This is a genomic window from Stutzerimonas chloritidismutans AW-1 (assembly GCF_000495915.1).
GTDB classification, from domain to species: Bacteria; Pseudomonadota; Gammaproteobacteria; order Pseudomonadales; family Pseudomonadaceae; genus Stutzerimonas; species Stutzerimonas chloritidismutans.
Window position 1 is genome coordinate 1 of sequence record NZ_AOFQ01000031.1, and the last position, 24556, is coordinate 24556.

Sequence of the window (24556 nt, forward strand, 5' to 3'; positions counted from 1 at the left end):
CCCGCCTGCCGGGGAGCCACAATCGCCACGGCTGGCGAACTAGTTGACGAGGACGCGACCGAACGAAGTTGACCTCCTCCAGCCCACGATCAGGATTTCCCATGTCCGGTGTTACGTTTACCTGGCCATCGCCATCTGCGCCGAAGTGATCGCCACCACCTCGATGAAAGCCCTGGCCGGCTTCAGCCGCCCGCTGCCCCTGTTGCTGGTGATTTGTGGCTATAGCTTGTCCTTCTGGATGCTGGCGCTGGTGGTGAAGACCATTCCGGTGGGGATCGCCTACGCCATCTGGGCGGGCCTGGGCATCGTGCTGGTCAGCATCGCTGCGGCGCTGATCTATCGCCAGCACCTGGACCTGCCGGCAGCGCTCGGTATGGTCCTGATCATCGCTGGCGTGGTGGTCATTCAGCTGTTCTCCGGCAGCACCGGCCACTAAGCGCCCCGCGAACTGCATGCAGTTATACTGCGCGTCCGTTTCCCCGTATGAGGCCTGCACATGCCTGAATCCCTCAGCACCGATGTCCTGATCGTTGGCGGCGGCGTCGCCGGCCTCTGGCTCAACGCGCGCCTGCGCAGGCAAGGTTTTGCCACGTTGCTGGTGGACAAGGGAACGCTGGGTGGCGGGCAGAGCGTGAAGTCCCAGGGCATCATTCATGGGGGCACCAAATACGCCTTGAGCGGCGCCCTCACCGGCGCATCCGAAGCCATCGCCGACATGCCACGGCGCTGGCGCGAGGCTCTTGAAGGCAAGGGCGAGCTGGATCTCAGCGGCGTGCGCCTGCTGTCCGATGCGCATTACCTCTGGTCGCCCGGCACGCTGGCCGGCAACCTCACCAGCTTCTTCGCCAGCAAGGCAGTGCGCTCGCGGGTTGGTCAGGTCAAGGGCGACGAACTGCCACCCGCTCTGCAACACCCGAAATTCAAAGGCAAGGTCTACCGCCTCAGCGAACTGGTGCTCGATGTGCCCAGTCTGATCGCCCGCCTGGCCGAACTGGCCGGCGACAGCCTGCTCGCCGGCCAGCAGGTCGAACCGCTGCTCGATGGCGACGAGCTGGTCGGTCTGCGCGTCGACGGCCGCGAGATCCGCGCTCAGCGCATCGTTTTCAGCGCCGGCGGCGGAACGGCCGAGCTGCTCACTTCGCTCGGCCTGCAGCAGCCGGCCATGCAGCGCCGACCGCTGCACATGGTCATCGTCAAGGCGCCGACGCTCAAGCCGCTCTACGCCCACTGCCTGGGCGGCGGCACCAAACCGCGAATCACCGTGACCAGCCATCCGGCGGCAGACGGCGAGTGGGTCTGGTACCTGGGCGGCGATCTGGCCGAAGCCGATGGCGTGGCGCGCGACGAAGCCAGCCAGATCGCCGCGGCGAAGAAGGAACTGGCCGAGCTGGTACCCTGGATCGACCTGTCCGCAGCGCACTGGACCACGCTGCGCATCGACCGCGCCGAGCCGGCGCAATCGGCCCTCGCCCGTCCGGACAACGCCTTTCTCGCCGAGCAGGGCCGCCTGCTGGTCGGCTGGCCGACCAAGCTGGCGCTGTCACCGGACTTTTCCGACCGCGTCGAAGCCGCTCTCGCCCGCGACGGCATTCGCCCCGTCCAGCATCCTGCACTACCGGAACTGCCGCGACCACCGTTGACCGGGCCGTTCTGGGAAGGGCTGCTGCCATGAACGCGACGCTGCATGACATGCACCGCCCACTGGGCAGCACCGGCCTGCGCATTTCGCCGTTGGGTCTGGGCACGGTCAAGCTGGGTCGCGACCAGGGCGTGAAGTACCCCAGCGGCTTCGCCATCCCCGACGATGCCCAGGCTCGCGAACTGCTGACCCTGGCCCGCGAACTGGGTATCAACCTGATCGACACCGCGCCGGCCTACGGCGTCAGCGAGGAACGGCTCGGCCCGTTGCTGGCCGGACAGCGCGAGGATTGGGTGATCGTCAGCAAGGTTGGCGAGGAGTTCGAGAACGGCCAGTCGCGTTTCGACTTTTCTGCCGCCCACACGCGCTTCTCGGTGGAGCGCAGCCTCAAGCGTCTGCGTACCGACCGCATCGAGCTGGTGCTGGTGCATTCGGACGGCAACGACTTCGATATCCTGCAGCACACCGAGGTCTACCAGACCCTGGCCCAACTCAAGCGCGAGGGCAAGATCCTCGCCTTCGGTCTGTCCGGCAAGACGGTCGATGGTGGACTGCTTGCGCTGCAGCAGGGCGACTGCGCGATGGTGACCTACAACCTCAACGAGCAGGCCGAACGACCGGTCCTCGACTACGCTGCTGCACACGGCAAGGGCATCCTGATCAAGAAAGCCCTGGCCAGCGGACATGCCTGCCTCAAGCCAGGCGACGACCCGGTCCGCCGCAGTTTCGAGCTGCTGTTCGGTCACCCAGGGGTCAGCGGCGCGATCATCGGCACTATCAATCCGCAGCATTTGACGGCTAACGTACGGACTGCTGCTGCCGTTCTGACCGGCAACTGAAACGGTCCTGGCGGCAACGTTCATCCGCTGCGCGGAAAGCGCATTACGCTGATGCCGCGCGGTTACTTTCTTCGCCGCAAGGAGAAACCGAATGCCAAGAGTTCTGGTGCGCAAGAGCCCTGCCGCATTCAAGACCCTGCCTCTCTACGTCGAGGCCAGCCAGGACAACCTGAGCTACCAGAGTCTGGGCCGGCCGCTGAACTTCAGCGAAGTGATCGAGCGCCGCCGCCCGGTGGAGGTGTCCGATCCGGGCCGTTTTGCCATCGAACTGGCCAATCTCGGCGTTTCAGTGCGTCTGACCATGAGCTGGCAGGGCCGCGAATACTGGGTGCTGGTCCGTCAGCAGCGGCCGGACCGTGGTGACGTTGTGCTCAAGCTGATTTCCGGCTACATCCCGGCGCATGAGCTGAACCTGCCGCTGCTTACCGCCATTCAGGAAATCGCCGAAGAATGCCTGCTGGAAACCCCTGAAGGCTGGCTTGCCGGGCGTTTCGGCGATACCTGGCTGCCCACTCCGTACCAGGCCAGCCTGCACTACCGAGAGGCGGTGCACTTCAAGCTCGCCTCGCAATCCGGCGCCACGCGCCCGGTGCAGTGCGGCAACATGGTGCTGATGGAGCGTCCTCGCGCCTATGTACACCTGCCGACCGCATCGTTGCAGCTGGTATATGACATGCGCATGGAGCTACCGAAAGAGGTACGCCAGTTGAGCCTGTTCCACGTCGACGAGCGCCTGGAAGATGGACAACTGGTTGCGCGCCTGGAGCGCAGCCGGCCCGACATCTACCTGATACCGCTGCATCAAGGCCTGCCGCAGGATCAGCTGCTGCAACTGCGCAATGGCCAGTTAAGCCCGGTGAACACTCGCGGCCTGTGGCTCTCAGAAAGCTTTGCGCCGCAGGAAGGCTGGGTTGTGCGCGACGAGCGCGTTCGCTGGCGCGATTGGTGGGCGGCACGGCCGGTGGCCGCCGCCCGTTAACGCGTAGTCGGTAGCCGCGCAAAGCGGCTGCCCACCTACTGACGATACGCGGTAGGCGTATCCAAAGGGCTCAGCGGCTGCGAATCTTCTCGACGATGGCGGTGGTCGAGCTGTTTTCCACCAGCCCCAGCACCTTCACCACGCCCCCGTAGGCCTTGACCAACTCGGCACCAACGACCTGATCGACGCCATAGTCGCCACCCTTGACCAGTACATCGGGACGAACCTGAGCCAGCAGGTTTTCCGGTGTGTCCTCGGAGAAGCACACCACCCAATCCACCGCTTCCAGACCAGCGAGCACCGCCATGCGGCGATCGACCGAATTGATCGGCCGGCCCGGGCCTTTGAGGCGGCTCACCGAGCCATCATCGTTCACAGCCACCACCAGCCGGTCGCCCTGGGCACGGGCCTGCTCGAGATAGGTCACATGGCCGGCGTGCAGGATGTCGAAACAGCCATTGGTGAAGACGATCTTCTCGCCCTCGGCGCGGGCATCCTCGACCGCGGTGAGCAGCTGCTCGACGGTCATCACGCCACGCTCGGAGCCTTCCTCGCGTTGCACCGCGCGGCGCAGCTCCGGCGCGCTGATGCAGGCGGTGCCCAGCTTGCCGACCACGATACCGGCTGCCAAGTTGGCCAGTGCCACGGCTTGTGGCAGCTCCTCGCCGGCCGCAATCGCAGCGGCCAAGGTCGAGATGACGGTATCCCCGGCACCGGTGACATCGAACACTTCGCGGGCACGGGCCGGCAGATGCAGCGGTGCGTGATCAGGGCGCAGCAGGGTCATGCCGTGCTCGCCACGGGTGACCAGCAACGCATCCAGCTCAAGCCTGCTCATCAGCTCGGCCCCCTTGCTGACCAACTCGGCCTCGTCGGCACAATTTCCTACGATCGCCTCGAATTCGCCCAGGTTCGGCGTAATCAACGAAGCGCCGCGATAGATGTTGAAGTCCTTGCCCTTGGGGTCAGCCAGCACAGGAATACCGCGGCGTCGCGCAGCCTGGATCAGCGCCTGATGGTTCTTCAGCGCGCCCTTGCCATAGTCCGACAGCACCAGCACCTTGACTCCGGCCAGCAGCCCTTCCACCTCGGCCAGCAGCGCGGCTGGATCGGTGTTGAACGGCTCCTCGAAATCCATGCGCAGCAGTTGCTGATGGCGACTCATCACCCGCAGCTTGACGATGGTGGGCTGGTCATCGATGCACTGGAAATGCGCCTGCACACCGGCAGCCGCGAGGCTGTCAGCCAGGCTCTGACGCGCCTCGTCCTCGCCGGTCACACCCACCAGCGCAGCAGCAGACCCCAACGCCGCGATGTTCAGCGCGACGTTGGCCGCACCGCCTGGGCGATCTTCGATCTGCTCGACCTTGACCACCGGCACCGGCGCCTCAGGCGATATCCGCGACGTGCCGCCATGCCAGTAGCGATCGAGCATGACATCACCCACCACCAGTACGGCGGCTTGGTCGAAACGGGGCATGGACAGCTTCATTGGGGCTCCGATGACAAACAGAAAACGGCGGCGATCATAACATGCAGGCCGCGGCCGCCTGCCCGCGACAAGCGCCTTGCTAGAGGTGGCGAACCCAGAACAGTTCGTGCCTGCGCACCGCCTTGCGGAAGAATTCGTCCTCGCCGGTGCGCGGCCAGCGCCGGCCGGCGAGGGCCGCCTGGACCAAACGGCGCAGGCGCTTTTTCAGCGGCAGTGGCCCCTGCAAATCGTGCTGCATGGCCAACGCCATAGCCTTGTTCAGCCGCGCGTCGGCATCCAGCAGAGGGCTCCACAGGCGGTCCGCCGGCAGCGGCTCGATGGCAGGCGGCAACGCAATACCACCATCAGCAGGACCCATCGGCCAGCGATCATTATCGTGCAGGTGGTTGGCATAGAGCAGCAGCGTTTCCGGCAGCCAGTCGCCCTCCTCCATCGCCTGACAGAGGGCTCGCGTGGCTGCGACGTGATCGGAGTGCGGATCGAGTTCAGGATGCGGCGTCACCACCACTTCGGGGCGAAAGTGCGTCAGCAGCGCGCGCAAATCGGCCTGCAGATTGCCCCAGGTCGGCACGCCGTCCACATCGGCCGGCAGCGCGAAGGGGTTGTTCTGACGAACGCTGCGGATGTCCTGCTCGCCCGACTCGCGCGAGCCGAAGGTGCGCTCCGGCTCCTCGGCCATGGTCGGCAGCTGCAGGCAGTAATAGCCGAGCTGCACGCAACGCGATTGCGGCACGCCGCCCCAGAGCGGTATCGCAAGGCTGTCCCAACTGCGCAGGCGCCCCTTCAAACGGGCCGCAGCAGGCAGATCCAAACCCAGGCGCTGGTAGTTGTTCGCCTCGATCTCGCCCTGAGTCAGGGTAACGATGGCGACGTCGCGAGCTCGGCTGTACAAGCCGAAGGCAGCCAGCTCCGCATCGTCAGCGTGGGGGGCAATGATCAGGATCCGGCGCTCAGCGTAGTCAGGATTGCGCATCGCGTAGAGGGTCGCATCGCTCGACAGCCGGCAGAACCGCCCGCGAATATTCAGCCTGCCCTGGGCGAGCAGCTCCTGCTGACCGGACAGATTGAGGTAACGCCGACCCGCGACACCGCGCTCGAAGTCCTGGCGGTCCTCACCGATCCATACCTGCGGGTCGCGCCAGCGCCCTAGCCAGCTGGCCTTCAGGTTGACCTCGAGAATCAGCGTATCTGCAGCGTCGAAGCCGTCAGGCAGAACCAGACGGCCGCCCTCGATGCGCACCAGGTAGCGCTTGGCATCTTCAGGAAAGGCGTAGCGGTAGTCGTCCTGCGGCCGGTAGAACAGATGATCAGCGAACCACGCCTCATGGGCGATCCAGCCGAGAACCACCAGCAGCGGTATCAGCCACCAGTTGACCAGCGCACCAATCAGCAACAGCGCAACGAGCGCGACGAGCAGCGCGATGCGCTTGTGCTTGCGATGACGTTTAAGCAATTGCTGCTTGCGTGCACTCATGGCTCACACCTGGTAGACCGGGACGCGGTTGCACCAGCGGTCCTTGTACTCTCGGTCCGCACGACCGAAGGAATAACGCAGCGGTTTGCCCAACGCCCGTGCCTCGGCCCAGGCCGTCTGGGTGTTGACGAAGCTGAGGACGCTGCCAGGGCTGAAATCCCGCTGCTGCGGATCGACACCGCCGTTGATGTACTCGATCGACACCCACTTCGGTGCCTCGACCCGGTAAAGCACCTGGACGGCGATGGGCTGCTCATCGAGCAGGACCACAGAGCCGGTCATGAACTCGCGCAGTAGTGCAAAGACCTCTTGCAGATGGCCCTTGCCGGGCGCCTCGAAACCCCAGCGGCGCTGGAACAGATCGGCATACATCGCAGCCTGCTCGGTCGGCGAGAAATCCAGCATCGGTCGCAGCACACCGCCGGCCTCTTCCAGCAAGCGCTGCTCGCGACGCTGGTTGTAGCGAAACTTCTTCGAATACTCCTCCGGCTCGCGCGCCAGCGCCAAGCCCTCCGGCTGCTCGCGCAACGTGCTGATCGCAGTAGCATTCAGCTCGGACACGTAGCGCATACGCTGGCGTACCGGCACCGCTGCCAGCTCGGCAACCGGCAGAACGATCTCCGCGTTGCCCATATCGAACAGGCCGCGCTTGCCAGTCTTTTTCAGCACATCCTTGGAAAGCGCCAGATGTCGCCCCCAGCAGGGAACCGCCGCAATCAGCTCACTTTGTTTTTCCCAGCCCAGATAGCGCACTGGAATACCAGCGAGCCCAGCCAGCCGCTCGATGACCTCAGGGTGAGTCGCAACGCTGCCACCGTAGCGCTGCCAGACCTCGGAATACGTCGATGCGTCGATAACGCGCCAGCCACGCTCGCGCCAGCTCTGCAGGAACTGAAACATCAGGATCCCTGCTCTTCGGGCACTTCGTCCTTGAACTGAGTGGCGTGGAGCCTGGCGTAGGCGCCGTTCGCGGCCAGCAGCTCGGCGTGGGTACCGCGCTCGACGATGCGGCCCTGCTCCATCACCAGAATCTGGTCGGCCTTCTCGATGGTGCTCAAGCGGTGCGCGATGACAAGCGTGGTGCGGCCCTGCATGACATGATCCAGCGCGCCCTGGATGTGCCGCTCGGACTCGGTATCCAGCGCCGAAGTGGCTTCGTCCAGAATCAGCACCGGCGAGTTCTTCAACAACGCACGAGCGATCGCCAGGCGTTGACGCTGACCGCCGGATAGCAGCACGCCGTTTTCGCCGACCATGGTTTGATAACCCTCCGGCATCTGCTCGATGAACTCATCGGCGTACGCATCGCGGGCCGCGCGGCGTATGTCGTCCAGCGGCGCGCCAGCCAGATCGCCGTAGGCGATGTTGTTGGCCACGGTATCGTTGAACAGGGTCACCTGCTGCGTCACCAGGGCGATGTGACGACGCAGGTTGCGCAACGTGTAGGATTCGACATCCGCACCGTCGAGCAGTATCTGACCTGCCTCATGGTGATAGAAGCGTGGGATCAGATTCGCCAGCGTGGATTTGCCGCTGCCTGAACGTCCGACCAGCGCCACCATCTGCCCCGGCTCAATGGTGAAACTAATGTCGTGCAGCACGCGCTTGTCTGTACCCGGATAGACAAAGTCGAGGTTGCGCACCTCAAGATGGCCGCTGACGGCTTCGCGCTCAAGCGTGCCCCGATCGACTTCTGGCTCCTCGTCGAGCTGCTCGAAGATACTTTCCGCCCCGGCCACGCCCTTCTGGATGGTCGAGCTGACTTCCGAGAGCTGACGTATCGGCTTGGGCAGCAACCCCGCCAGCGTGATGTAGGCGACCAGATCGCCAGCAGACGCGTCACCGCGGAGCAACAACACAAGGAACATCAGCACTGCCATGGCGCTGTAAATGACCAGTTGCAGACTCGGTGTGTAAACGGCATTCGTCTTGACCATACGCAACTGCTTGGCGGTGTTCTCCGAGCTCGCAGCCAGGAAACGATCCCGCTCGTAAGGCTCGCCTCCGAAGCTACGGACCACGCGATAGCCCTGTATGGTTTCCGAAGCCACATGGGTCACGTCGCCCATCGCAAGCTGAATCTTCTTGCTCTGCTTGCGGAATTTCTTGCTGGCGCTCGACACCATGAAACCGATCACTGGCAGTATCGCCAGCATCACCAGAGTGAGCTTCCAGTTCATCCACAGCAGCGTGGCGAACAGGAAAATCACTGTCATGCCCTCGCGCACCACAACCTTGATCGCATCGGTCGCCGCGCCGGTGACCATGGTCACGTTGTATGTGATCCGCGAGATCAGATGCCCGGAGTTGTGGCTGTCAAAATAGCGATTGGGGAGTGTCAGCATGTTGTTGAACAGTGCCAGCCGCAGGTCATGCACCAGCCCTAGCGAAACCTTTGCAAGAAAAAAATTGCCGAGAAACGAACCGATGCCCTGCATAAGCGCGATGAAGATGATCAGCAGCGGGACGGCCTGCAATAGCTTGAGCTGAGCCAGCCATGGTACTTCGTTGAGATGCGGGACCTGAGCAAACAAACTGGCGTCTGGGTTGTTCAAACCATCAACAAAGAATTTCAGCATGTAGCCGAGCATCGGCTGGGTCGACGCAAAAATCAGAAAACCAAGAAGACTGATCGCAAACAGCCCTAAATAGGGAAAGACGTAGTGCAGCAATCGCAGATACACCGTCACACTGGATTGCTGGGTAGAATTGGCCATTCGGCAAGCCCCATACGACTGGCTAGAGGAACAAGATGAGGATTGTAACAGCGCAGGAGCTGGAAAACTGGCTGGCGGAAGGCAAGGTGCTGGAAAAGGATGCGCGCGGGCCCAAAGTTCTGGAGCTAGTAAACGGGAGTTTTCTAAAGATCTTCTATACTCGCCGACGCCCCTTTCTGGCGCGCCTGTTTCCCTATGCAGAACGGTTCGCTAGGAACCTTGCCATACTGCGTGGCGCTGGCTTCCATGTCCCTGAAGTCATCGACACCTTTTGGATTGACAAGAGCGCAGGCCTGAGCGGCTGCCTATACCAGCCCTTGCCAGGTTCCTCAATAGAATCCATTTTTCGCGCCGATCCTAATCTGATCAAACAACACTTGCCTGCGCTAGCTAACTTTATAAAAAGCTTGCACCAAAAAGGCATCTACTTTCGATCGTTGCATATTGGCAACATTATCCTGCTTCCGAATGGCTCGCTTGGCCTGATTGACGTTCTCGACCTGCAGAAGAAGCGCAGCCCGCTTGGCCCAAACTTAATCAGACGAAATTTCGATCACTTACACAACCACCTAAAACGAAAGAAGCTTGAGAAGTTCCCTATACAGGAACTTCTCAAGCTCTACGGAGACACTCTGTAGCACGGGGGGAAAAGCGAAGCGATTAACTACCCGACAACGGCACGTCACTAAAACCGAAACGCTCTAGTACGCGCTTATTAACATAGGTCCCAGGCTTTGGAATATCCTTATTCACCAAGGTCATCGCGCCGACCACCACATTATCGGAAATCGAGATAACATCGCCAATTACACATGAATTGACACAAAGACTGACATTATCACCTATGTGTATCGATTTTTCTCCCGTTCCGCCTTTTATGCCGACGGTACAACCCTGCCAAACCTTGAAATTCTTCCCGATTCGGGCATAAGCACTAATCACGATGCCCGACGGGTGCGCAATCCATAACCCCTCGCCGACCGTCGCGCCCAGCATGATTTCGACGTTGTACTTACGGCTTATTCGCTCGTTGAGCATTTTGGCTCGCCGCTTCCAGAAACGACCGCCTTCAGCGTGAAGTACGTAGGCAAGACGAAACCAGAACAAGTAAGCATAGCGATTGCTTCTCTTATATTTCTGCCTGAGTCTGCGCCATGAAAATTCTTTTTGACTCGCGCCTAGAATCTCCAGGCACCAGTACCGCTTCATACTGTTGAACATCGACATCATCGGACTTCTGGCCGCTCGCCCCCCGAGTGTTCATGCAGGAGGATTGCGGCCGGCAACCAAAAAACAATCCAGAACACACCCGGACGCAGAAAAATCACATAGTAGTTTGCAACGGACACGAAAATGACAAACACCATAAGCGCCAATCCCAGAGGCGCGAAGCTTTGCCCAGAACGATAACGCCACCCACCTAGCAAAAGAATGGCGATCAACGCCAGCAGGAGCAGCAGGCCGGGAATCCCATACTCGTAGAAGAACTGCAGATAGAGGCTGTGCGCTTGGTTGAAACAGCGCCCGGCTCCTTCAATACAGATATTCGGTTCTGCTCCCGCGCCGGCCCCCCACCACCAGAATGAACCGATCTTTGACCACCATTGCCAGAAGATTTCGTCTCGATAACTGGCGTCTATTCCGCCGGCCGTTTCGAGAAGAAATATCCCGGCAATGGCTAGCGGGAGAATGCCGCATAACAGCAAGCGAAACTGCCGAGCAGTGAGCGAAACTGCCAGACAAGCCATAACCGCAGCCAACAGGCCAACCCATACCCCTCGCGAATAAGTGAAATAGCAGTACGTAGAGGCTCCAAGGAACGCCAGCAGGGGCAATACTCTGAGCCAACCTTTTTCGCGTAAAGACATGCAAAGCGCCATGACTGCTGCCACGCCAAAGTACAAGGCGGACACGATAGGGTTCTTAAAATCTGCCATTGTGTGGCCAGCCCAAGAATCTAGCCTGAACTCTCTGAAACCGAAGCCTCGGTTATCGATGAAGAGCGCTTGAAACAAGCTGAGCCATGCAAATAGTCCCGCAGTACCAACCACCGCCAGAAGCAGGACTCGCCAGATGTTCCTGCTTTGCATCACAAGACCAATGGCCACAACGTAGAGACCTACATATAGAAGCAGCCGCAGCCATCTCCAAGGTGTGCCAACGCTCCCCTCGTTAAACACAGCAACGAAAGCAACCCACCCGCACAGGGCCAACAACATGCCAAACGCAGTCTTATTGAACGACGGCCATGATTGCCTGAAAAGGAGCGCGACGAGTGCGGGGGCGAACAGAGTTAGGTTGGTGATGGTGGCGTAACGACTGCCGTCTGGAATAAAGCAAATCCCTGCGAGCTGCAGATATAGTCCAATCGCGAGCAACACCCGCAGGGAGGTAGGGAGCGACCAAGGTAGAATCATGCTGCCAAAGCCTCAATTTTCGTCGCTACCGCCGCGCAGTGCTCCGCTACGGCATCCTGCCAACGGCCCGGCACGCAGTATTCATCTCGAAGATAACTTATGAATGCCTGTCGCAGGTCTTCGCTTAGGCCCCAGGCCGGCAGCTTTTCCAGTAAAGCGAGAGCCTCTGTCGCATTTCGCGCGCTGGCCGCAATGCCTTCGATCGCATAGAAAGCTTCCCCCAGAACCAGCACGGGCTTCGCCAAGAGAATGCTCTCAAGGCCCACTGTCGAATTTATCGTAACGACACAGTCAGCCTTCTCGATCAATTCCTGCGTCGAGTTGCCGTTCGCGAAAATGACCCTGTCTGAGGCGCGCCTGGCTAGATCCGGATACTTTACCCGGCTCGATGGATGCTCTTTCAGAACCACGACTCTCCCGCTGCGCTGCGCGACCAGTTCGGCAAAGGAGAAAAGCTCGCGCATGCCGCTTATCCAGGGCGAATACAGCCGAATCTGGGTATCCCAATCATCTTGAAAGGGAATGAATATATAGCTGCTAGGTAGCTCAACGGACTGGCTTTGACGCTTCGCTTCTCGTGGAACCAGCGCGACCGAGCCAGCACCACGTAGCCGGCCAGGGTATCGCTCTGCATAGTTCCTATAGAAAGCGGCATCCCTCGGCACGGAGTTGCGATAATTCACGCCCTGAGGGTCAAGGGTTGTAGTACCTGGAAGCAGTCCGTTCTCGAAATGCAATCGCAGCACGCCAGCTTCACACATGCTTGTGAGCAATGCGCAATAACGGTGGCTACCGTTCCACACCGCTACCGCGCCCGGCCTCTCTTCTCGCAGCAACCGGCCGAAACGAAGAGCCATCACCAACATCTCCAACCTCAGCAGAAGTCGATATAAGGCGCCGTGATAACGACCTTTCGTCGCCCGCTCGGTGCACTTCTCTTGCACCAACCGACTCCACTCCACCCGACGTAGCGCCTGTTGTAATCCGCAGACGGATGGAAGAGGCAATGTCGCAGGCGTGACGACAGTGCCAGTCAACTCTGAATTTTCAAGTAGGCCACTGAAGTAGTTGATTTGATGCTTAGCCAATCCGAGAAATACGACTTTCATAAGTATGCTTATTAATATTTTTGGGGCGGAGCAGACAGTTGAATACCAACAGGCTCCGCGGCGTTCGCTACCACCCGCACGCTGCCGATAAGGGTGCTAAGCGGCTTGTCTGCGTGACAGATGTGGTAGTTCAGAAACTCCAACAAGCGCTCTTTTATTTTTCCCGGTTCAGACAGAGCTGTTTCGATACAGGGCGCCAACTGCGCCTCAGCGACGACTCTTGGCAGCCCGAATCGCGCGACCGAAAAATAGTCCTCGCCCTGCCCAAGAAGCACGAAAGGAACTCCGGCACGGGCAACATCCAAGACAGCATTGGTATAACCACACAGCACTAGATCGAAGTGCCCGGCACATTGCTCGAGCGTCTCATCTGCAGACAAGAGAGCGATTCGCTCGGAACCCGCTGCATAGTCCAGCCAAGGATAGCCTTGTCCACGGGGGTGGAGTTTCACTGAGATCCTTGCATCCTGATGCTGTTCGAGCCAAGTCACTACCCACCTGCAATATTGTTGATAGGTTTCGGTATGCTCGTAACCCGGGCCAGAACCGAGAAACAACAAACGTGGCGTCCTTCTGTTATTACTCTCGTGCCAAACGGCTCTCTTTTCGTCTGTCAGAAAATATGGCCCCGCATACACGGCGCGGCACTCACCAAAAGCCTCCCCAAGCGAAGAAAGGTAGTCGTAAGAACTTCTGCCAAACATCAGATAGTAGTCGTAATCGAAATAGTCATAGCGACTGGACTGCCCAGACGGCACGGAATGCGCCAGATGCATTACTCGCATGCCCTCGGTGCGTAGCGCCTTGATGAAACTTGGAATTATCCAGCCGTTTCGCTCGGCCAACACCACCTTGGCCCGATAACGTCGCAGCAAGAACGCCGCATGCGCAGCATGCCAATACAGCAGGAACGGGACGGGCTTGGCAGGTCTGACGAACTGCCGAGCGCGAATCAGTACGCCATCCGACTCTTCGACAAATTCCTCGACGTGGAGACCGTTAGCCCGCAACGCCTGTAGCAAAGCGCCTTTTCGGCCTTGTTCGTATGATTTACGCGAAGGATGAATCAGCAAAACGTCGCATGACGTTGCTGGGATACGCCGACCTATGGACAAAAAGAAAGCCAACAGCCCCCTACCTGCCAACCGACAGCGCAGTCGCCAGGACGCCAATCGCCCCTTCCCGCGGCGCAATGGTGCGCTGACTACGAAGTCACGCAGCTGGCGCAACGCCACGTTCATGGGAGGTCCCACGCTCAGTGTCTTCCGCTCAACCAAAGCCGCAACGCTTTGCGGGTATAGGACATCTTGAAAATTACCCGCCAATCATTGCTGATCGCTTGCCGATACATTCCACGCGCCTCGGCAAACCGCCCTGCGCTCAAAAGCCCACGAAACAGCGAAAGGCAACGCTGAGCCTTGAATGCTCTGCGTAACGACGACATGGCAGCAGGCACCCGCCCCTTGTTGAATATCTCCTCGACGACGGCAAGCCCAACAGCACAATCCTGCTCGATGTCGTGCCTCATGCTGTCATCGTGCTTGTAGATCAGCGCCATGGGCGCGGCAAGCACCGTGCACTCAAAGTTTGCGAGTGCTTGACTGAAGACCGGAATGTCCTCGGCATTTCTAAAGCTTTCGGGGTAGTTTCCGAGCCGAAAAACGTCGCGATGAATGGCGGACGCCCCGTTGGCAAGGCCGATGGTCTTGTCCAATAGATATCCACGCAACCGTTCCAGCCGTTCATCAGGAAGCGCCGCTGGCAGATGTTCACGGCGCTTGCCATCGGGCCAGACAGCCCAATGGCCGCCGATTACCATGCGTGTTTGCGGATGTTGCGCGAGGTGCTCACTCAACAACCTCAGGGCATCCGGCGCCAACTCGTCATCGGCATCGAGAAACACCAGATACGTCCCTGTGGCCTCTACTATGCCGCGATTACGGACCGAGGAAAGCCCGCCGTTGGGCTTGCGGATAGCACGGAAAAGTCCAGCATGTTTGACTTGCAGATCGGCAAGTACCGCAGGTGTCTCGTCGGTCGAGCCGTCATCGATTACCAACAGCTCGCTACGCTCAGTTAACTGAGCGATTACGGACTCGACCGCGCGAGGCAAAGTCTTCGCATAGTTGTAGGCTGGAATGACGATACTGATCAGCAAATCAGATGTGCTCATACCAACCCTTGCCTTCCTTGACCACGAGGATGTCCTCCATGATCAGGTATTGCAGATCCGAGCCGTAGAACATATTCAGCGCATCGGTTGGCGAGCAGATCATCGGCTCGCCGCGGCGGTTCAGCGAGGTGTTCAACGACACGCCGTTGCCGGTCAGCTTTTCCAGCTCCAGCATCAGGTCGTACCAGCGCGGATTATGCCGACGCTCAAGAACCTGGGCGCGCGAAGTGCCGTCTTCGTGGACCACTTCGCCGACCCGCTCCTTCCAGCCTTCATTCACTTCGAAGGTGAAGGTCATGAACGGGCTAGGATGGTCGACCTTCAGCATCTGCGGAGCAACGGTATCGAGCATGGACGGGCAGAAGGGTCTCCAGCGCTCGCGGAACTTGATCTGCTCGTTGATGCGATCGGCCACGCCGGGCACGCTCGGACAGCCAATGATCGAGCGGCCGCCAAGGGCACGCGGGCCGAACTCCATGCGCCCCTGAAACCAAGCCACGGGGTTGCCATCGACCATAATCCTGGCGATGCGCTCGGGCGTGTTGGCGATCTGCTTGAACACCGGCTTGTTTGGATGCTTGGCACAGGCAGCGATGACGTCTTCGTTGGAATAAGACGGGCCGAGATAGACGTGCTCCATCTTCTCCACCGGCACGCCGCGCTGCACCGAGACATAGGCCGCAGCACCAACCGCGGTACCAGCGTCACCGGAGGCCGGCTGAACGAACAGCTCCTTGACGTCGTCACGGGCGATGATCTTCTGGTTGAGCTTCACGTTCAGCGCGCAACCGCCGGCGAAGGCAATCTTGCCAGTCTCGCGGATGATGTCGCCCAGGTAGTAGTCCATCATCTGCAGGGCAAGCTTTTCGAACAGCGCCTGCATGGCGGCCGCGTAATGGATGTAGGGGTCGTCGGCGATGTCACCTTCCCGCTTGGGGCCCAGCCATTCGATCAGCTTCGGCGAGAAGTAGTAGCCCTTGCCCTTCTCCTTGTAGCGACGAAAGCCGATGACGTTGGCGTAATCGGTGTTGATGGTCAGCTCGCCGTTCTCAAACGTCGCCAGGCGGGAAAAATCATACTTGGCGGCGTCGCCGTAGGGCGCCATGCCCATCACCTTGAATTCGCCATCGAGCATCTCGAAACCGAGGTACTCGGTGATCGCTCCGTACAGTCCGCCTAAGGAATCCGGGTCGTAGAACTCTTTGATCTTGTGAATCTTGCCGTTCTCGCCCCAGCCGAAGAACGTGGTGGCGTACTCACCCTTACCGTCGATGCCGAGAATGGCGGTCTTCTCGGTGAATCCCGAGCAATGGTAGGCGCTGGAGGCGTGGGCCAGATGATGCTCAACCGGCTGCAGCTTGACCTTCTTCAAGTCGAAGCCGAGCTGCTGGAGGCACCACTCAATGCGCTTCTTGTACCGGTAGTAGCGGCGGTTGCCCATGAGAATGGCATCCAGCGCACGATCCGGCGCGTACCAGTAGCGCTTGGCATAGTGCCAGCGGGCCTTCTCGAAGATGCTGATGGGTGCGAACGGAATCGCCACTACGTCGACGTCCGCCGGTTTGATGCCGGCCTGCTCAAGGCAGAATTTGGCGGATTCGTACGGCATGCGGTTCTTGGCATGCTTGTCACGCACAAAGCGCTCTTCTTCAACGGCGGCAATCAGCTTCCCGTCAATGTAAAGGGCGGCGGAAGGATCATGACTGAGGGCGCCGGAAAGGCCGAGAATCGTCAATGCCACGGGTATTGCCTCTTAATCTTCGATGCTGGTGCCGGGCACCGCGGGTAAACGTTGGTCAAGCAGCCGGTACAGGGCGCTGTCGGTCGGCCAGTTGCGCAGGAACCGCGCGCGGTCCTTGGCATATGCCCGGGCAAAGCTGGCATCGCTGCCATGTTGTTGCACGGCATCCAGGTCGATCAGCGACCAGCGGTCATCCTCCCAGAACAGGTTGTGCCCCTTGAGATCGCCGTGACTGATGCGCTCGCGAATCAGTGCTGCGAACAGCCGGTCCAGGGCGACCAGCTCTTCCTCTGGAGGACAGCCACCCAGGTACGGCTGAAAACGCGCAATTATATCTTCTCCGCGCAGCAATTCGGTAATCAGCCACGCCGGCCCACGCATCCACAGCCAGCGGCGCTCGATGACGGCTAGCAAACGTGGAGTAGCGATCCCGAGAAAGTCGAGGCGATTGCCTTCAACCCAACTATGCCAGGCGCGACTAGGGCGCCAGAAGCGCTTGAGCCAATGCAGCGGATTCTTGATGTTGTACCGTTTGATCAGCAGTGGCCGGTCGTCCAGCTCGCATTGCGCAACGGTGGCTGCGCCACCGGTCTTGTACAGCCGCCCCCGGGAAACGAAAGCGTCCGGATCAGCCAGTACCGGCTGCAAGGCAGGCGCCTCGTCACGCCGAACCGCTTGCGCGCCGAACGGGCCAATGTGCGCGCTGAAGAGGCTGCAATTGCGCGCCACCTTTTTCAGGTAGTCGTTCAGGCGCCAGGCGCGCGTCCTGCGGATTTCCTTCAGCAGCGCTTCCAGCGGCAACGCATGCTCGCTGTTGGCGAGCAGATAGTGCACCAGCAGTTCTTCTATGAACGGCTCGATCTCTGCCGGTAGCTGGGCGAAGAAAACGCCGAGGTTCTCCAGCACCCGCTCGCGCGACAACGGCTGCCCGGGCGTCTCTGCCTTTACGCCGCCGCCGTCGACCACATAGAGCTGCCCGGCGGCTCTCAGCAGGTTGTCCAAATGCAGATCCGCCTGCCAAAGGCCTTGCGCATGCATCCTGGCGATCAGTTCAAGCGCCTCGCCGAGCACGTCGCGCTGGGCATCCGACAGGCCAGGTTCCGCCTCAACGGAGCACCAGACTTCCCACAGGCTTTCGCAGGAATCGAGCCAGTCGAACAGCAGCCAGCCGCCCTCGCCCTCCCGCCAATCCTGAGCAACCAGGGCAGGTGTTGGCAGCTGCTGATCCGCGAGCAGCTGTGCGCCAGCCACCTCGCGCCGATGGTGACGCTGCGCCTTGCCACCCACCATAAGCTTGGCCAGTACCTGGCGACCGTTCCAAAGCGCGCGGCCGACATAGCGCTGCCCGGGCAGGATGCGCAGCCAAAGATCGACATGCAGACTCGCCCCATCCGGTAACTCGACTTGCAACGGGCAGGCAGGCTCTCGCCCGGCTCCGGCCAGCTCGACCAACCTCATTAACGGGCCTCCTTGGCTTCGCGCCGCTGATGCAGCTGCCGCAGCCATGGCTCGACCAGGCGAGAGTCGTCCAGATAGGCCTCCAGCAAATGCCGCACGCCTTGCTTACCGATAACGCTTGCACGCCGCACGAGCGGTTCCAGATCCTTGACCCGGTCGCGCCGCCCCAACAATAGAGGGCGGGTTTTCTCCAGATCGATCAGGCAGGCCTGCCAACAACCGCCCTGCTCACGCAGGAAGATGTGCTTGGGATAGAAGCAGCTATGCATCTGTCCGGCCTGATGCAACGTACGCGCCAATCCGCCGACTGCAACGAGGATCGCTTGGTGATTTGATTCGCCAAGCTCCGGCCATCGCTTCAGCAATTCGTCCAAATCCATCCATCCATCCAGCGCACGCGTCAGCAGAACAGCGCGCCGTTCGCCGCCGACCTTGCGCTGCCCGAAGAAGCTGGCCTGCAGCGCCGGCACGCCAAGCCGCGCATAACGACGGATATTGCGAAACTCCCGGGCGAAGGTTGGCTCGCCAAAGGGGTGCGCCAGTGTGCGAGTCAGATGATCGCTCTGCCGCTTGAGGTAGAACGCCGAGTCATCGAGCTCGAGCCGGAAGACACTGCTCCAGCCACCGCGCTCGACATTGGGCTCATCCACAGCAGTCAGCTGCACCGACCAGAGTGCATCAAAACCCGCCAGACCATGTCTCTCGAGCGCCGCCCGATCAGCCTGCGCAATGAAGTCCTTCATTCCCGCCCCTGGAAATAATTCAGAATCTGCCGAATGCGCGACTTGTCCTTGTCTACCAGCCGCTTGCGCTGGCAGTACTGCAGATAGAACCGCAGGCGCTGGGTTCGGCTGAGCTGGTACTTGGCGACCTTGTCCAGACAGGCCAGGTCCTTGACGATACGCCGCTGCAGGAACGGTCCCCGCCAGAACGCACCGGTCGGACAGTCGATCAGATAAAGACGACGCTGCGGATCGACCAGCAGATTGCGCCATTTGAGATCGTTGTGAGCAAAGCCCCGGTCGTGCATCGCCCGAGTAGAGCGAGCAAGCTGCAGGCTGACCTCTTGCACCCAGCGCGGATCGCGGAGGCGAGCATCATGTGTAGTGGCGAGCATGGCCAGATCATCGGTCTGCTCCAGCTCGCGGGTGATCAATGCGCCGCGTAAACACGCACCACCACGACGCTCCAGACCGTAAGCCACGATTGGAGCAGTGGGGATGCCCCAACGTCGAAACAGCATAAGATTCTGCCATTCCGCCTTGACCCGCGGCCGGCCGACAAATCGACGCAAACCCTTGCCTGCCCCGGAGTAACGCTTTACGTAATAGCGAACACCGTTGCGCTCGATACGAATGACCTCCGACAGCAGGTCCTGGGTCAGCCGCTCGCCTGTCAACGCGAATACGCTCGCGAGGGTGCCGAAATCCGCACTCAGATCGGCATAGGCCGGGTCCAGTGTCCAGCCGGCCATTACAGCGCATCCCCATAGCGCAGCTTGCGCGCCTGCAGCCTTTCGGCCTTGCGCTGCAACCATGCCAGCAGCGAAGACTCGTCACGCAGAATCTCCCGCAGCGGACGCTGAAAGTAATCGCGCAGGAAGCGCAGCTTGTCACCACGGGTCAAGCCGATCTCGAGCGCCGAGAAGTACAACCCGGCCAGATCCTTATCGCGCCAGCGCCGAGGCGTCCGGGAGCGGGTCTGCGCGCGGTGCAGGTCGATCAGCGACAGGCGGAAATCACTTGCTGTCACCGGTTTGTCGGTATGCAGCAGAAAGTGGCAGATGTAGAAATCGCGATGATTGACGCCGGCGCGATGCATGGTGCCAGCCATGCGGGCGACTTCGGCGATAAGGGCGTGCTTGAGCGCCGGTGCGGGTAGCTGTTCCAGCCAGTTGGCCGTGAAATCCTCGAGGCTGACGGTCGGGGCCAGTTCTTCGGTGATGATGAACGAATGCTGGCTCGCCGGATTGGCTCCGCGCTCGCCGTAAGCCACCGCGGTCATGGTCGGCACACCCACTTCGTGCAACCGCTGGATTGCTCGCCATTCCTGGCCAGCACCGAGAACGGGCGCCTTGGCGGTAAGCAGGTTCTTGGCGATCTCGCCCCAACCGATACCGCGATGAATCTTGACGAAGTAACCCTGGCCTTCGACTTCGGTACGCAGCGTGCGTCGCCCCTCCAGCTCGCGGTACACCTGCCCGTCGAGACGCTCGACTTCGACGAACGGGTCCTCGCCGTGCCAGAGGCTTTTGAACGGCTCCAATAGCATCAGGCGCATGGAGCCTCCGCCAATCGGCAGGGCGCTGACCGAGCTGTAGCGCTCATGCGCTTGCCCCGAGAATCACGTCTGCCGCCTTCTGCGGCATCGAATAAAGGTCCGCCGTGCCGGCGAACGTCAGAGCATTGCGACTCCAGACCGCGCGTTGCTGATCATCGGCCAGCATCTGCGCCAGCATCTGGTCGAGCACCTGCTGCTCGAAGGGGCTGGGCACCACGCGACCGCAGTCGGCGTCGGTAATGTAGTGCGCATAGCCACATACATCGGTGACCAGCACCGGCAGCCCGGCGACCAGCGCTTCCAGCAGTACGGTACCGGTGTTCTCATTGTAGGCTGGGTGGATCAGCAGATCGGCGCCCAGCAGGAACCGCGGGATATCGCTGCGCCCCTTGAGGAATTCGACCATGCCGGAAACGCCCAGCGTCTTGGCCTGCAGCTTGAACGGCTTGGGATCGTCCTGGCCGATTACCAGCAGGCGGGTGCGCTGACTCAGTTCGCGCGGCAATGCGGCAAGCGCCTTGAGGCTGCGGTCCAGACCCTTGGTCTTGAAACCGGAACCGATCTGCACCAGCAGCAGCTCCTCGGGCCGCACCTCGAATTCCTCGCGAAACTCGGCACGGATCTGCGCGGCATTGGCCGGCGCGCGGCGATCCTGGGCGATGCCCGGCGGCAACAGGTGAAAGCGTTCGGCGGGCGTGCCGTAGTGTTTGACGAACAGCGGCTGCTGCACCTCGGAGATCATCAGGATTTCGGTCTTCGCCTCGGGCGCAAACACCGCGCGCTCGTACTCGGCGAAGTGCTTGTAGCGACCCCAGCGGCGGTAGATCGGATTGCGCAGGGTCTGCGCCTTGTCCTCGAAGCAGGGGTCGGCGGCGTAATACACGTCGAGTCCCGGCATCTTGTTGAAGCCGATCACCCGGTCCACCGGCCGCCGCGCCAGATCGGCCTCGACCCAGGCGGTGAAGCGCTCGTTGCGGGTGTGGTTGAACAGCGCCTTGACCGGCGCGATCAGCACCTCGAAGCCTTCGGGCACGTCACCTTCCCAGATCATCGCGTAGACGCGGATCGCGTGGCCGCGACGCTGGCATTCGAGGGCAATGCGCATGAAATCGCGCTGTAGACCACCAAAAGGGAAGTACTTGTAGAGAATGAAGGCCAGTTGCATCAGACGGACTCCGGGGCCCGCAGCAGGGCTTTCAGTTCGGTGACGACGCGCTCAGGGCGCAGATCGTCGAAACAAGGCTTGTGGCGATCACCGCGACCGGCGTTCGGTCCGCTGGCGCACAGGTGCACCTGCGAGCGCCCATAGGCGCCGACCCGCCCGGGCAGGGTCGGACCATAAAGCGAAATGCTCGGCACATCCAGCGCCGCGGCCAGATGACCGAGGCCGGTATCCACTGCGACGCAAGCCCGCGCACCAGCGATGACCCGTGCAACACCGGCCAGATTGAGCTTCGGCAGCACCGCGGCGTTGGCCACACCGCTGACGATGCGTTCGGCCCGCGCCTTCTCTTCGGCATTGCCCCATGGCAGGCGAATCGCCCAGCCGAAATCGCTCATGCGTTCGGCCAGTTCGCGCCAGTAGGTTTCCGGCCAGTGCTTGCTCGGCCAAGTGGTGCCGTGCAGAAACAGCAGATACGGCTGATCGCTGGGCGCGGCCATCTGCTCACGATTTAGGCCGTAGTCGGCAACATCCTGCCGCAGCGGGTAACCGAGCGCCTGAGCGAACAGCTGACGCACCCGCTCCAGCGCATGCTGCTCACGCGGCACGGCATAGCACCGATCATAGAAGCGTGTCGCCAGCGGCTCGCGGGCCGAATCGTGGTCCAACCCGGCGACCGGCGCCTTGACGTAGCGGGTCAGCCAGGCGCTCTTGAGCAAGCCCTGGGCATCGATCACCAGGTCATAACGACTTTCGCGCAGGCGCGCCTTGAAGCGTCGCCACTCGCCGCTGCGCAGGGTATTGATCGGATGTTTGCGCCAGCGACGAATCGCCACCGGAATCACCTGCGCCACCGCTGGATGCCAGGCCGGGATCTCGGCGAAGCCCTCCTCCACGACCCAGTCGAACTGGATGCCAGGCAGCGCCCGCTGCGCATCGGTCAGCGCCGGCAGGGTATGCACGACATCGCCCAACGACGAGGTCTTGACCAGCAGGACCTTCAATCAGCGCACCTCAACTGACTGCGGGGCCAGGCGATCCAGCGCCTCGATCACCGCGCGCGGCTTCAGCTCGCGCATGCAGTTGTTGTGGCCGAAGCGGCAGGTGCGTTCAAAACAGGGGCTGCAGTCGAGACCCAGCCGGACCACCTCGACCTGCTCGGAAAGCGGCGGGGTGAAGGCCGGTGACGTCGAGCCATAGACTGCAGCCAGAGGCCGGCCCAGCGCGGCTGACACGTGCATCAGGCCGGAGTCGTTGGACACCACTGCGTCAGCGCAGGAGAGCAGATCGATAGCCTCGGCCAGGCTGGTCTCGCCGGCCAGGTTCACCGCCTCTTCGCGCAACCCAGGAATCAATCGCGCGAGGATTTCCTCGCCCACCGAGTGGTCGTTTTTCGAGCCGAACAGCCAGACCTGCCAGCCCTCACGAATCTTCAGCTCGGCGACCTTGGCGAAGTGCTCGGCCGGCCAGCGCTTGGACTCGCCAAATTCGGCACCTGGACAGAGCGCCAGTACCGGACGATCCAGGCTCAGGCCGAAACGTGCCAGTGCCACATCGCGAGTCACGGGGTCGATACGCAGCGAAGGGTTCGGATACGGTCTGGGCAACTCGGCGCCCGGCTCGAACGCCAGCGCCATGAAGCGTTCGATCATCAGCGGATAGCGTTGTTTGTCGAGCTTGCGCATGTCGTTGAGCAGGCCGAAGCGCATTTCGCCGCGCCAGCCGGTGCGCTTGGGAATACCGGCGAAGAACGGCACCAGCGCCGACTTCAACGAATTGGGCAAGAGGATCGCCTGCTCGTACTGACCACGCAGGCTCTGCGCAACTTTGCGCCGGGTCGCCATGTCGAGCACGCCGTGCCCGACCGGAAAGCTAAGCGCCTGGCGCACCTCGGGCATGCGCTCGAGAATCGGCCGGCTCCACTCGGGTGCCAGCACATCGATCTGGCAGTCGGGATGGCGCTGTTTCAGGCAGACGAACAACGTCTGCGCCATCACCATGTCGCCAACCCAGCTGGGTCCCACAATCAGAATATTCATAAGGGCAGCTTCAAGCCACGAGCCTCAAGCTGCAAGCGGCAAACCATCGGCCGCGTGCAGCTTGGCGCCTGCGCTTACTTGACCAGTGTCCGCCATTCGGCATGAGCAGCGGTCTTGCCGGAGACCAGATCGAAGTAGGCCTTCTGCAACTTTTCGGTCACTGGGCCACGACGACCGATGCCGATGGCGCGGCCATCGACTTCGCGAATCGGCGTCACCTCTGCGGCAGTTCCGGTGAAGAAGGCTTCATCGGCGATATAGACCTCGTCGCGGGTGATGCGCTTCTCGACCACCTTCAGGCCGTGCTCGGCGGCCAGGGTCAGCACGGTGCCACGAGTGATGCCATTCAGGCAGGCGGTCACTTCCGGGGTGTAGATCACGCCATCCTTGATGATGAAGATGTTCTCGCCCGAACCTTCGGCCACGTAGCCTTCAGGATCCAGCATCAAAGCTTCGTCAGCGCCACCGGAAATGGCTTCCTGCAGGGCCAGCATCGAGTTGATGTAGGCACCGTTGGACTTGGCGCGGGTCATGGTGATGTTGACGTGGTGACGGGTGAAGGAGCTGGTGCGCACCTTGATGCCCAGTTCCAGCGCCTCGTCGCCCATGTAGGCGCCCCAGTGCCAGGCGGCGACGATCACGTGCACTTTCAGGCCGCTGGCGCGCAGGCCCATGCCTTCGCTTCCGTAGAACACCATCGGGCGGATGTAGGCGCTTTCCAGGTTGTTCTCGCGCACTGCGGCGCGGGTCGCTTCGTTGATCTCTTCCTTCGAGTATGGCATCGGCATGTTCATGATGTGTGCCGAATCGAACAGGCGGTCGGTGTGCGCCTGCAGGCGGAAGATCGCCGTGCCGTCCGGGGTGTTGTAGGCGCGTACGCCTTCGAATACGCCCATGCCGTAGTGCAGGGTATGGGTCAGCACATGGGTGGTCGCATCACGCCACTGCACCAGTTCGCCGTCATACCAGATGACGCCATCACGATCGGCCATCGACATCGTTGCCAGCTCCTCAGAATTCGAATTTGCCAGTAGCCC

General features: G+C 61.1%; 23 protein-coding genes. 5 read left to right on the top strand and 18 right to left on the bottom strand.

Going from position 1 to position 24556, the window contains the following annotated elements; genetic code table 11:
* Window positions 1-163 precede the first annotated feature (163 nt).
* The 4 genes from F753_RS35420 (at window position 164) to F753_RS35435 (ending at window position 3457) form a co-directional block, all read left to right on the top strand.
* Window positions 164-436, top strand: a complete 273-nt coding sequence (locus F753_RS35420; RefSeq protein ID WP_051375869.1) for a DMT family transporter — start codon at window positions 164-166, stop codon at window positions 434-436.
* 60 nt (window positions 437-496) lie between these two features.
* Window positions 497-1672 (top strand): NAD(P)/FAD-dependent oxidoreductase, encoded by a 1176-nt coding sequence (locus F753_RS35425; RefSeq protein ID WP_023444874.1) that lies wholly within the window; start codon window positions 497-499, stop codon window positions 1670-1672.
* Window positions 1669-2478, top strand: coding sequence for an aldo/keto reductase (locus F753_RS35430; RefSeq protein ID WP_023445102.1), 810 nt, complete (start codon window positions 1669-1671; stop codon window positions 2476-2478). Before F753_RS35425 ends, F753_RS35430 begins: the two co-directional genes overlap by 4 nt.
* 91 nt (window positions 2479-2569) lie before the next feature.
* Window positions 2570-3457, top strand: coding sequence for a hypothetical protein (locus F753_RS35435; RefSeq protein WP_023445101.1), 888 nt, complete (start codon window positions 2570-2572; stop codon window positions 3455-3457).
* 70 nt (window positions 3458-3527) lie between these two features.
* On the opposite strand, the gene hldE is transcribed toward F753_RS35435, so the two are convergent.
* The 4 genes from hldE to msbA form a co-directional block, all read right to left on the bottom strand.
* On the bottom strand, window positions 3528-4949 hold the full coding sequence (hldE, locus tag F753_RS35440; RefSeq protein WP_023445100.1) for a bifunctional D-glycero-beta-D-manno-heptose-7-phosphate kinase/D-glycero-beta-D-manno-heptose 1-phosphate adenylyltransferase HldE: 1422 nt from the start codon (window positions 4947-4949) through the stop codon (window positions 3528-3530).
* A 79-nt stretch (window positions 4950-5028) separates the two neighbouring features.
* The gene (locus F753_RS35445; protein WP_023445099.1) at window positions 5029-6423 is read right to left on the bottom strand and encodes a PIG-L deacetylase family protein; all 1395 of its coding nucleotides are present in this window, start codon (window positions 6421-6423) and stop codon (window positions 5029-5031) included.
* A gap of 3 nt (window positions 6424-6426) precedes the next feature.
* Window positions 6427-7323 (bottom strand): GNAT family N-acetyltransferase, encoded by an 897-nt coding sequence (locus tag F753_RS35450; RefSeq protein WP_023445098.1) that lies wholly within the window; start codon window positions 7321-7323, stop codon window positions 6427-6429.
* Entirely contained in the window at window positions 7323-9140 is a 1818-nt protein-coding gene (msbA, locus tag F753_RS35455; RefSeq protein ID WP_031297587.1) for a lipid A export permease/ATP-binding protein MsbA, read from the bottom strand. The genes F753_RS35450 and msbA overlap by 1 nt, the downstream gene beginning before the upstream one ends.
* 35 nt (window positions 9141-9175) lie before the next feature.
* Between msbA and F753_RS35460 the strand changes: the two genes are divergently transcribed.
* Window positions 9176-9778, top strand: a complete 603-nt coding sequence (locus F753_RS35460) for a phosphotransferase (RefSeq protein WP_014818892.1) — start codon at window positions 9176-9178, stop codon at window positions 9776-9778.
* Window positions 9779-9800: 22 nt separating this feature from the next.
* Here F753_RS35460 and F753_RS35465 read toward each other — a convergent pair whose 3' ends face one another.
* The 14 genes from F753_RS35465 to ilvE form a co-directional block, all read right to left on the bottom strand.
* Window positions 9801-10367, bottom strand: a complete 567-nt coding sequence (locus F753_RS35465; RefSeq protein ID WP_031297622.1) for a serine acetyltransferase — start codon at window positions 10365-10367, stop codon at window positions 9801-9803.
* Window positions 10367-11557, bottom strand: coding sequence for an O-antigen ligase family protein (locus F753_RS35470; RefSeq protein ID WP_014818890.1), 1191 nt, complete (start codon window positions 11555-11557; stop codon window positions 10367-10369). Before F753_RS35470 ends, F753_RS35465 begins: the two co-directional genes overlap by 1 nt.
* The gene (locus tag F753_RS35475; RefSeq protein WP_031297584.1) at window positions 11554-12666 is read right to left on the bottom strand and encodes a capsular polysaccharide export protein, LipB/KpsS family; all 1113 of its coding nucleotides are present in this window, start codon (window positions 12664-12666) and stop codon (window positions 11554-11556) included. The genes F753_RS35470 and F753_RS35475 overlap by 4 nt, the downstream gene beginning before the upstream one ends.
* An 11-nt stretch (window positions 12667-12677) precedes the next feature.
* The gene (locus F753_RS35480) at window positions 12678-13907 is read right to left on the bottom strand and encodes a hypothetical protein (protein WP_245218641.1); all 1230 of its coding nucleotides are present in this window, start codon (window positions 13905-13907) and stop codon (window positions 12678-12680) included.
* Between the two features lie 14 nt (window positions 13908-13921).
* Window positions 13922-14839 carry a glycosyltransferase family 2 protein gene (locus F753_RS35485; protein WP_014818887.1) on the bottom strand — a complete coding sequence of 306 codons (918 nt, stop codon included), beginning with the start codon at window positions 14837-14839 and terminating at the stop codon, window positions 13922-13924.
* Window positions 14826-16580, bottom strand: a complete 1755-nt coding sequence (locus F753_RS35490; RefSeq protein ID WP_014818886.1) for a carbamoyltransferase family protein — start codon at window positions 16578-16580, stop codon at window positions 14826-14828. The genes F753_RS35485 and F753_RS35490 overlap by 14 nt, the downstream gene beginning before the upstream one ends.
* Before the next feature lie 12 nt (window positions 16581-16592).
* The gene (locus tag F753_RS35495) at window positions 16593-18038 is read right to left on the bottom strand and encodes a BUD32 family EKC/KEOPS complex subunit (RefSeq protein WP_014818885.1); all 1446 of its coding nucleotides are present in this window, start codon (window positions 18036-18038) and stop codon (window positions 16593-16595) included.
* Window positions 18038-18781 (bottom strand): lipopolysaccharide kinase InaA family protein, encoded by a 744-nt coding sequence (locus tag F753_RS35500; protein ID WP_014818884.1) that lies wholly within the window; start codon window positions 18779-18781, stop codon window positions 18038-18040. The genes F753_RS35495 and F753_RS35500 overlap by 1 nt, the downstream gene beginning before the upstream one ends.
* Window positions 18778-19512, bottom strand: a complete 735-nt coding sequence (locus F753_RS35505; protein ID WP_023445094.1) for a lipopolysaccharide kinase InaA family protein — start codon at window positions 19510-19512, stop codon at window positions 18778-18780. Before F753_RS35505 ends, F753_RS35500 begins: the two co-directional genes overlap by 4 nt.
* Window positions 19512-20318, bottom strand: coding sequence for a lipopolysaccharide core heptose(I) kinase RfaP (gene rfaP / locus F753_RS35510; RefSeq protein ID WP_023445093.1), 807 nt, complete (start codon window positions 20316-20318; stop codon window positions 19512-19514). Before rfaP ends, F753_RS35505 begins: the two co-directional genes overlap by 1 nt.
* Window positions 20319-20361: 43 nt before the next feature.
* The gene (locus F753_RS35515; protein ID WP_023445092.1) at window positions 20362-21483 is read right to left on the bottom strand and encodes a glycosyltransferase family 4 protein; all 1122 of its coding nucleotides are present in this window, start codon (window positions 21481-21483) and stop codon (window positions 20362-20364) included.
* A complete protein-coding gene (waaC, locus tag F753_RS35520; RefSeq protein ID WP_023445091.1) occupies window positions 21483-22484 on the bottom strand; it encodes a lipopolysaccharide heptosyltransferase I in 1002 nt (333 codons plus the stop codon). The genes F753_RS35515 and waaC overlap by 1 nt, the downstream gene beginning before the upstream one ends.
* On the bottom strand, window positions 22485-23519 hold the full coding sequence (gene waaF / locus F753_RS35525; protein ID WP_023445090.1) for a lipopolysaccharide heptosyltransferase II: 1035 nt from the start codon (window positions 23517-23519) through the stop codon (window positions 22485-22487).
* A 74-nt stretch (window positions 23520-23593) separates the two neighbouring features.
* Window positions 23594-24517 (bottom strand): branched-chain-amino-acid transaminase, encoded by a 924-nt coding sequence (gene ilvE, locus F753_RS35530; protein ID WP_023445089.1) that lies wholly within the window; start codon window positions 24515-24517, stop codon window positions 23594-23596.
* Between the last annotated feature and the right edge of the window lie 39 nt (window positions 24518-24556).

Bases quoted from the DNA above. Each gene is read 5' to 3' on its own strand.
- F753_RS35500 (WP_014818884.1), bottom strand. From the start codon at position 18,781: ATGAAGGACTTCATTGCGCAGGCTGATCGGGCGGCGCTCGAGAGACAT.
- F753_RS35435 (WP_023445101.1), top strand. From the start codon at position 2,570: ATGCCAAGAGTTCTGGTGCGCAAGAGCCCTGCCGCATTCAAGACCCTG.
- F753_RS35480 (WP_245218641.1), bottom strand. From the start codon at position 13,907: ATGAACGTGGCGTTGCGCCAGCTGCGTGACTTCGTAGTCAGCGCACCA.
- msbA (WP_031297587.1), bottom strand. From the start codon at position 9,140: ATGGCCAATTCTACCCAGCAATCCAGTGTGACGGTGTATCTGCGATTG.
- hldE (WP_023445100.1), bottom strand. From the start codon at position 4,949: ATGAAGCTGTCCATGCCCCGTTTCGACCAAGCCGCCGTACTGGTGGTG.
- ilvE (WP_023445089.1), bottom strand. From the start codon at position 24,517: ATGTCGATGGCCGATCGTGATGGCGTCATCTGGTATGACGGCGAACTG.
- F753_RS35460 (WP_014818892.1), top strand. From the start codon at position 9,176: ATGAGGATTGTAACAGCGCAGGAGCTGGAAAACTGGCTGGCGGAAGGC.
- F753_RS35420 (WP_051375869.1), top strand. From the start codon at position 164: ATGAAAGCCCTGGCCGGCTTCAGCCGCCCGCTGCCCCTGTTGCTGGTG.
- F753_RS35430 (WP_023445102.1), top strand. From the start codon at position 1,669: ATGAACGCGACGCTGCATGACATGCACCGCCCACTGGGCAGCACCGGC.
- F753_RS35515 (WP_023445092.1), bottom strand. From the start codon at position 21,483: ATGCAACTGGCCTTCATTCTCTACAAGTACTTCCCTTTTGGTGGTCTA.
- F753_RS35495 (WP_014818885.1), bottom strand. From the start codon at position 18,038: ATGAGGTTGGTCGAGCTGGCCGGAGCCGGGCGAGAGCCTGCCTGCCCG.
- rfaP (WP_023445093.1), bottom strand. From the start codon at position 20,318: ATGCGCCTGATGCTATTGGAGCCGTTCAAAAGCCTCTGGCACGGCGAG.
- F753_RS35450 (WP_023445098.1), bottom strand. From the start codon at position 7,323: ATGTTTCAGTTCCTGCAGAGCTGGCGCGAGCGTGGCTGGCGCGTTATC.
- F753_RS35425 (WP_023444874.1), top strand. From the start codon at position 497: ATGCCTGAATCCCTCAGCACCGATGTCCTGATCGTTGGCGGCGGCGTC.
- waaF (WP_023445090.1), bottom strand. From the start codon at position 23,519: ATGAATATTCTGATTGTGGGACCCAGCTGGGTTGGCGACATGGTGATG.
- F753_RS35475 (WP_031297584.1), bottom strand. From the start codon at position 12,666: ATGAAAGTCGTATTTCTCGGATTGGCTAAGCATCAAATCAACTACTTC.
- F753_RS35445 (WP_023445099.1), bottom strand. From the start codon at position 6,423: ATGAGTGCACGCAAGCAGCAATTGCTTAAACGTCATCGCAAGCACAAG.
- F753_RS35465 (WP_031297622.1), bottom strand. From the start codon at position 10,367: ATGTCGATGTTCAACAGTATGAAGCGGTACTGGTGCCTGGAGATTCTA.
- F753_RS35470 (WP_014818890.1), bottom strand. From the start codon at position 11,557: ATGATTCTACCTTGGTCGCTCCCTACCTCCCTGCGGGTGTTGCTCGCG.
- F753_RS35505 (WP_023445094.1), bottom strand. From the start codon at position 19,512: ATGGCCGGCTGGACACTGGACCCGGCCTATGCCGATCTGAGTGCGGAT.
- F753_RS35485 (WP_014818887.1), bottom strand. From the start codon at position 14,839: ATGAGCACATCTGATTTGCTGATCAGTATCGTCATTCCAGCCTACAAC.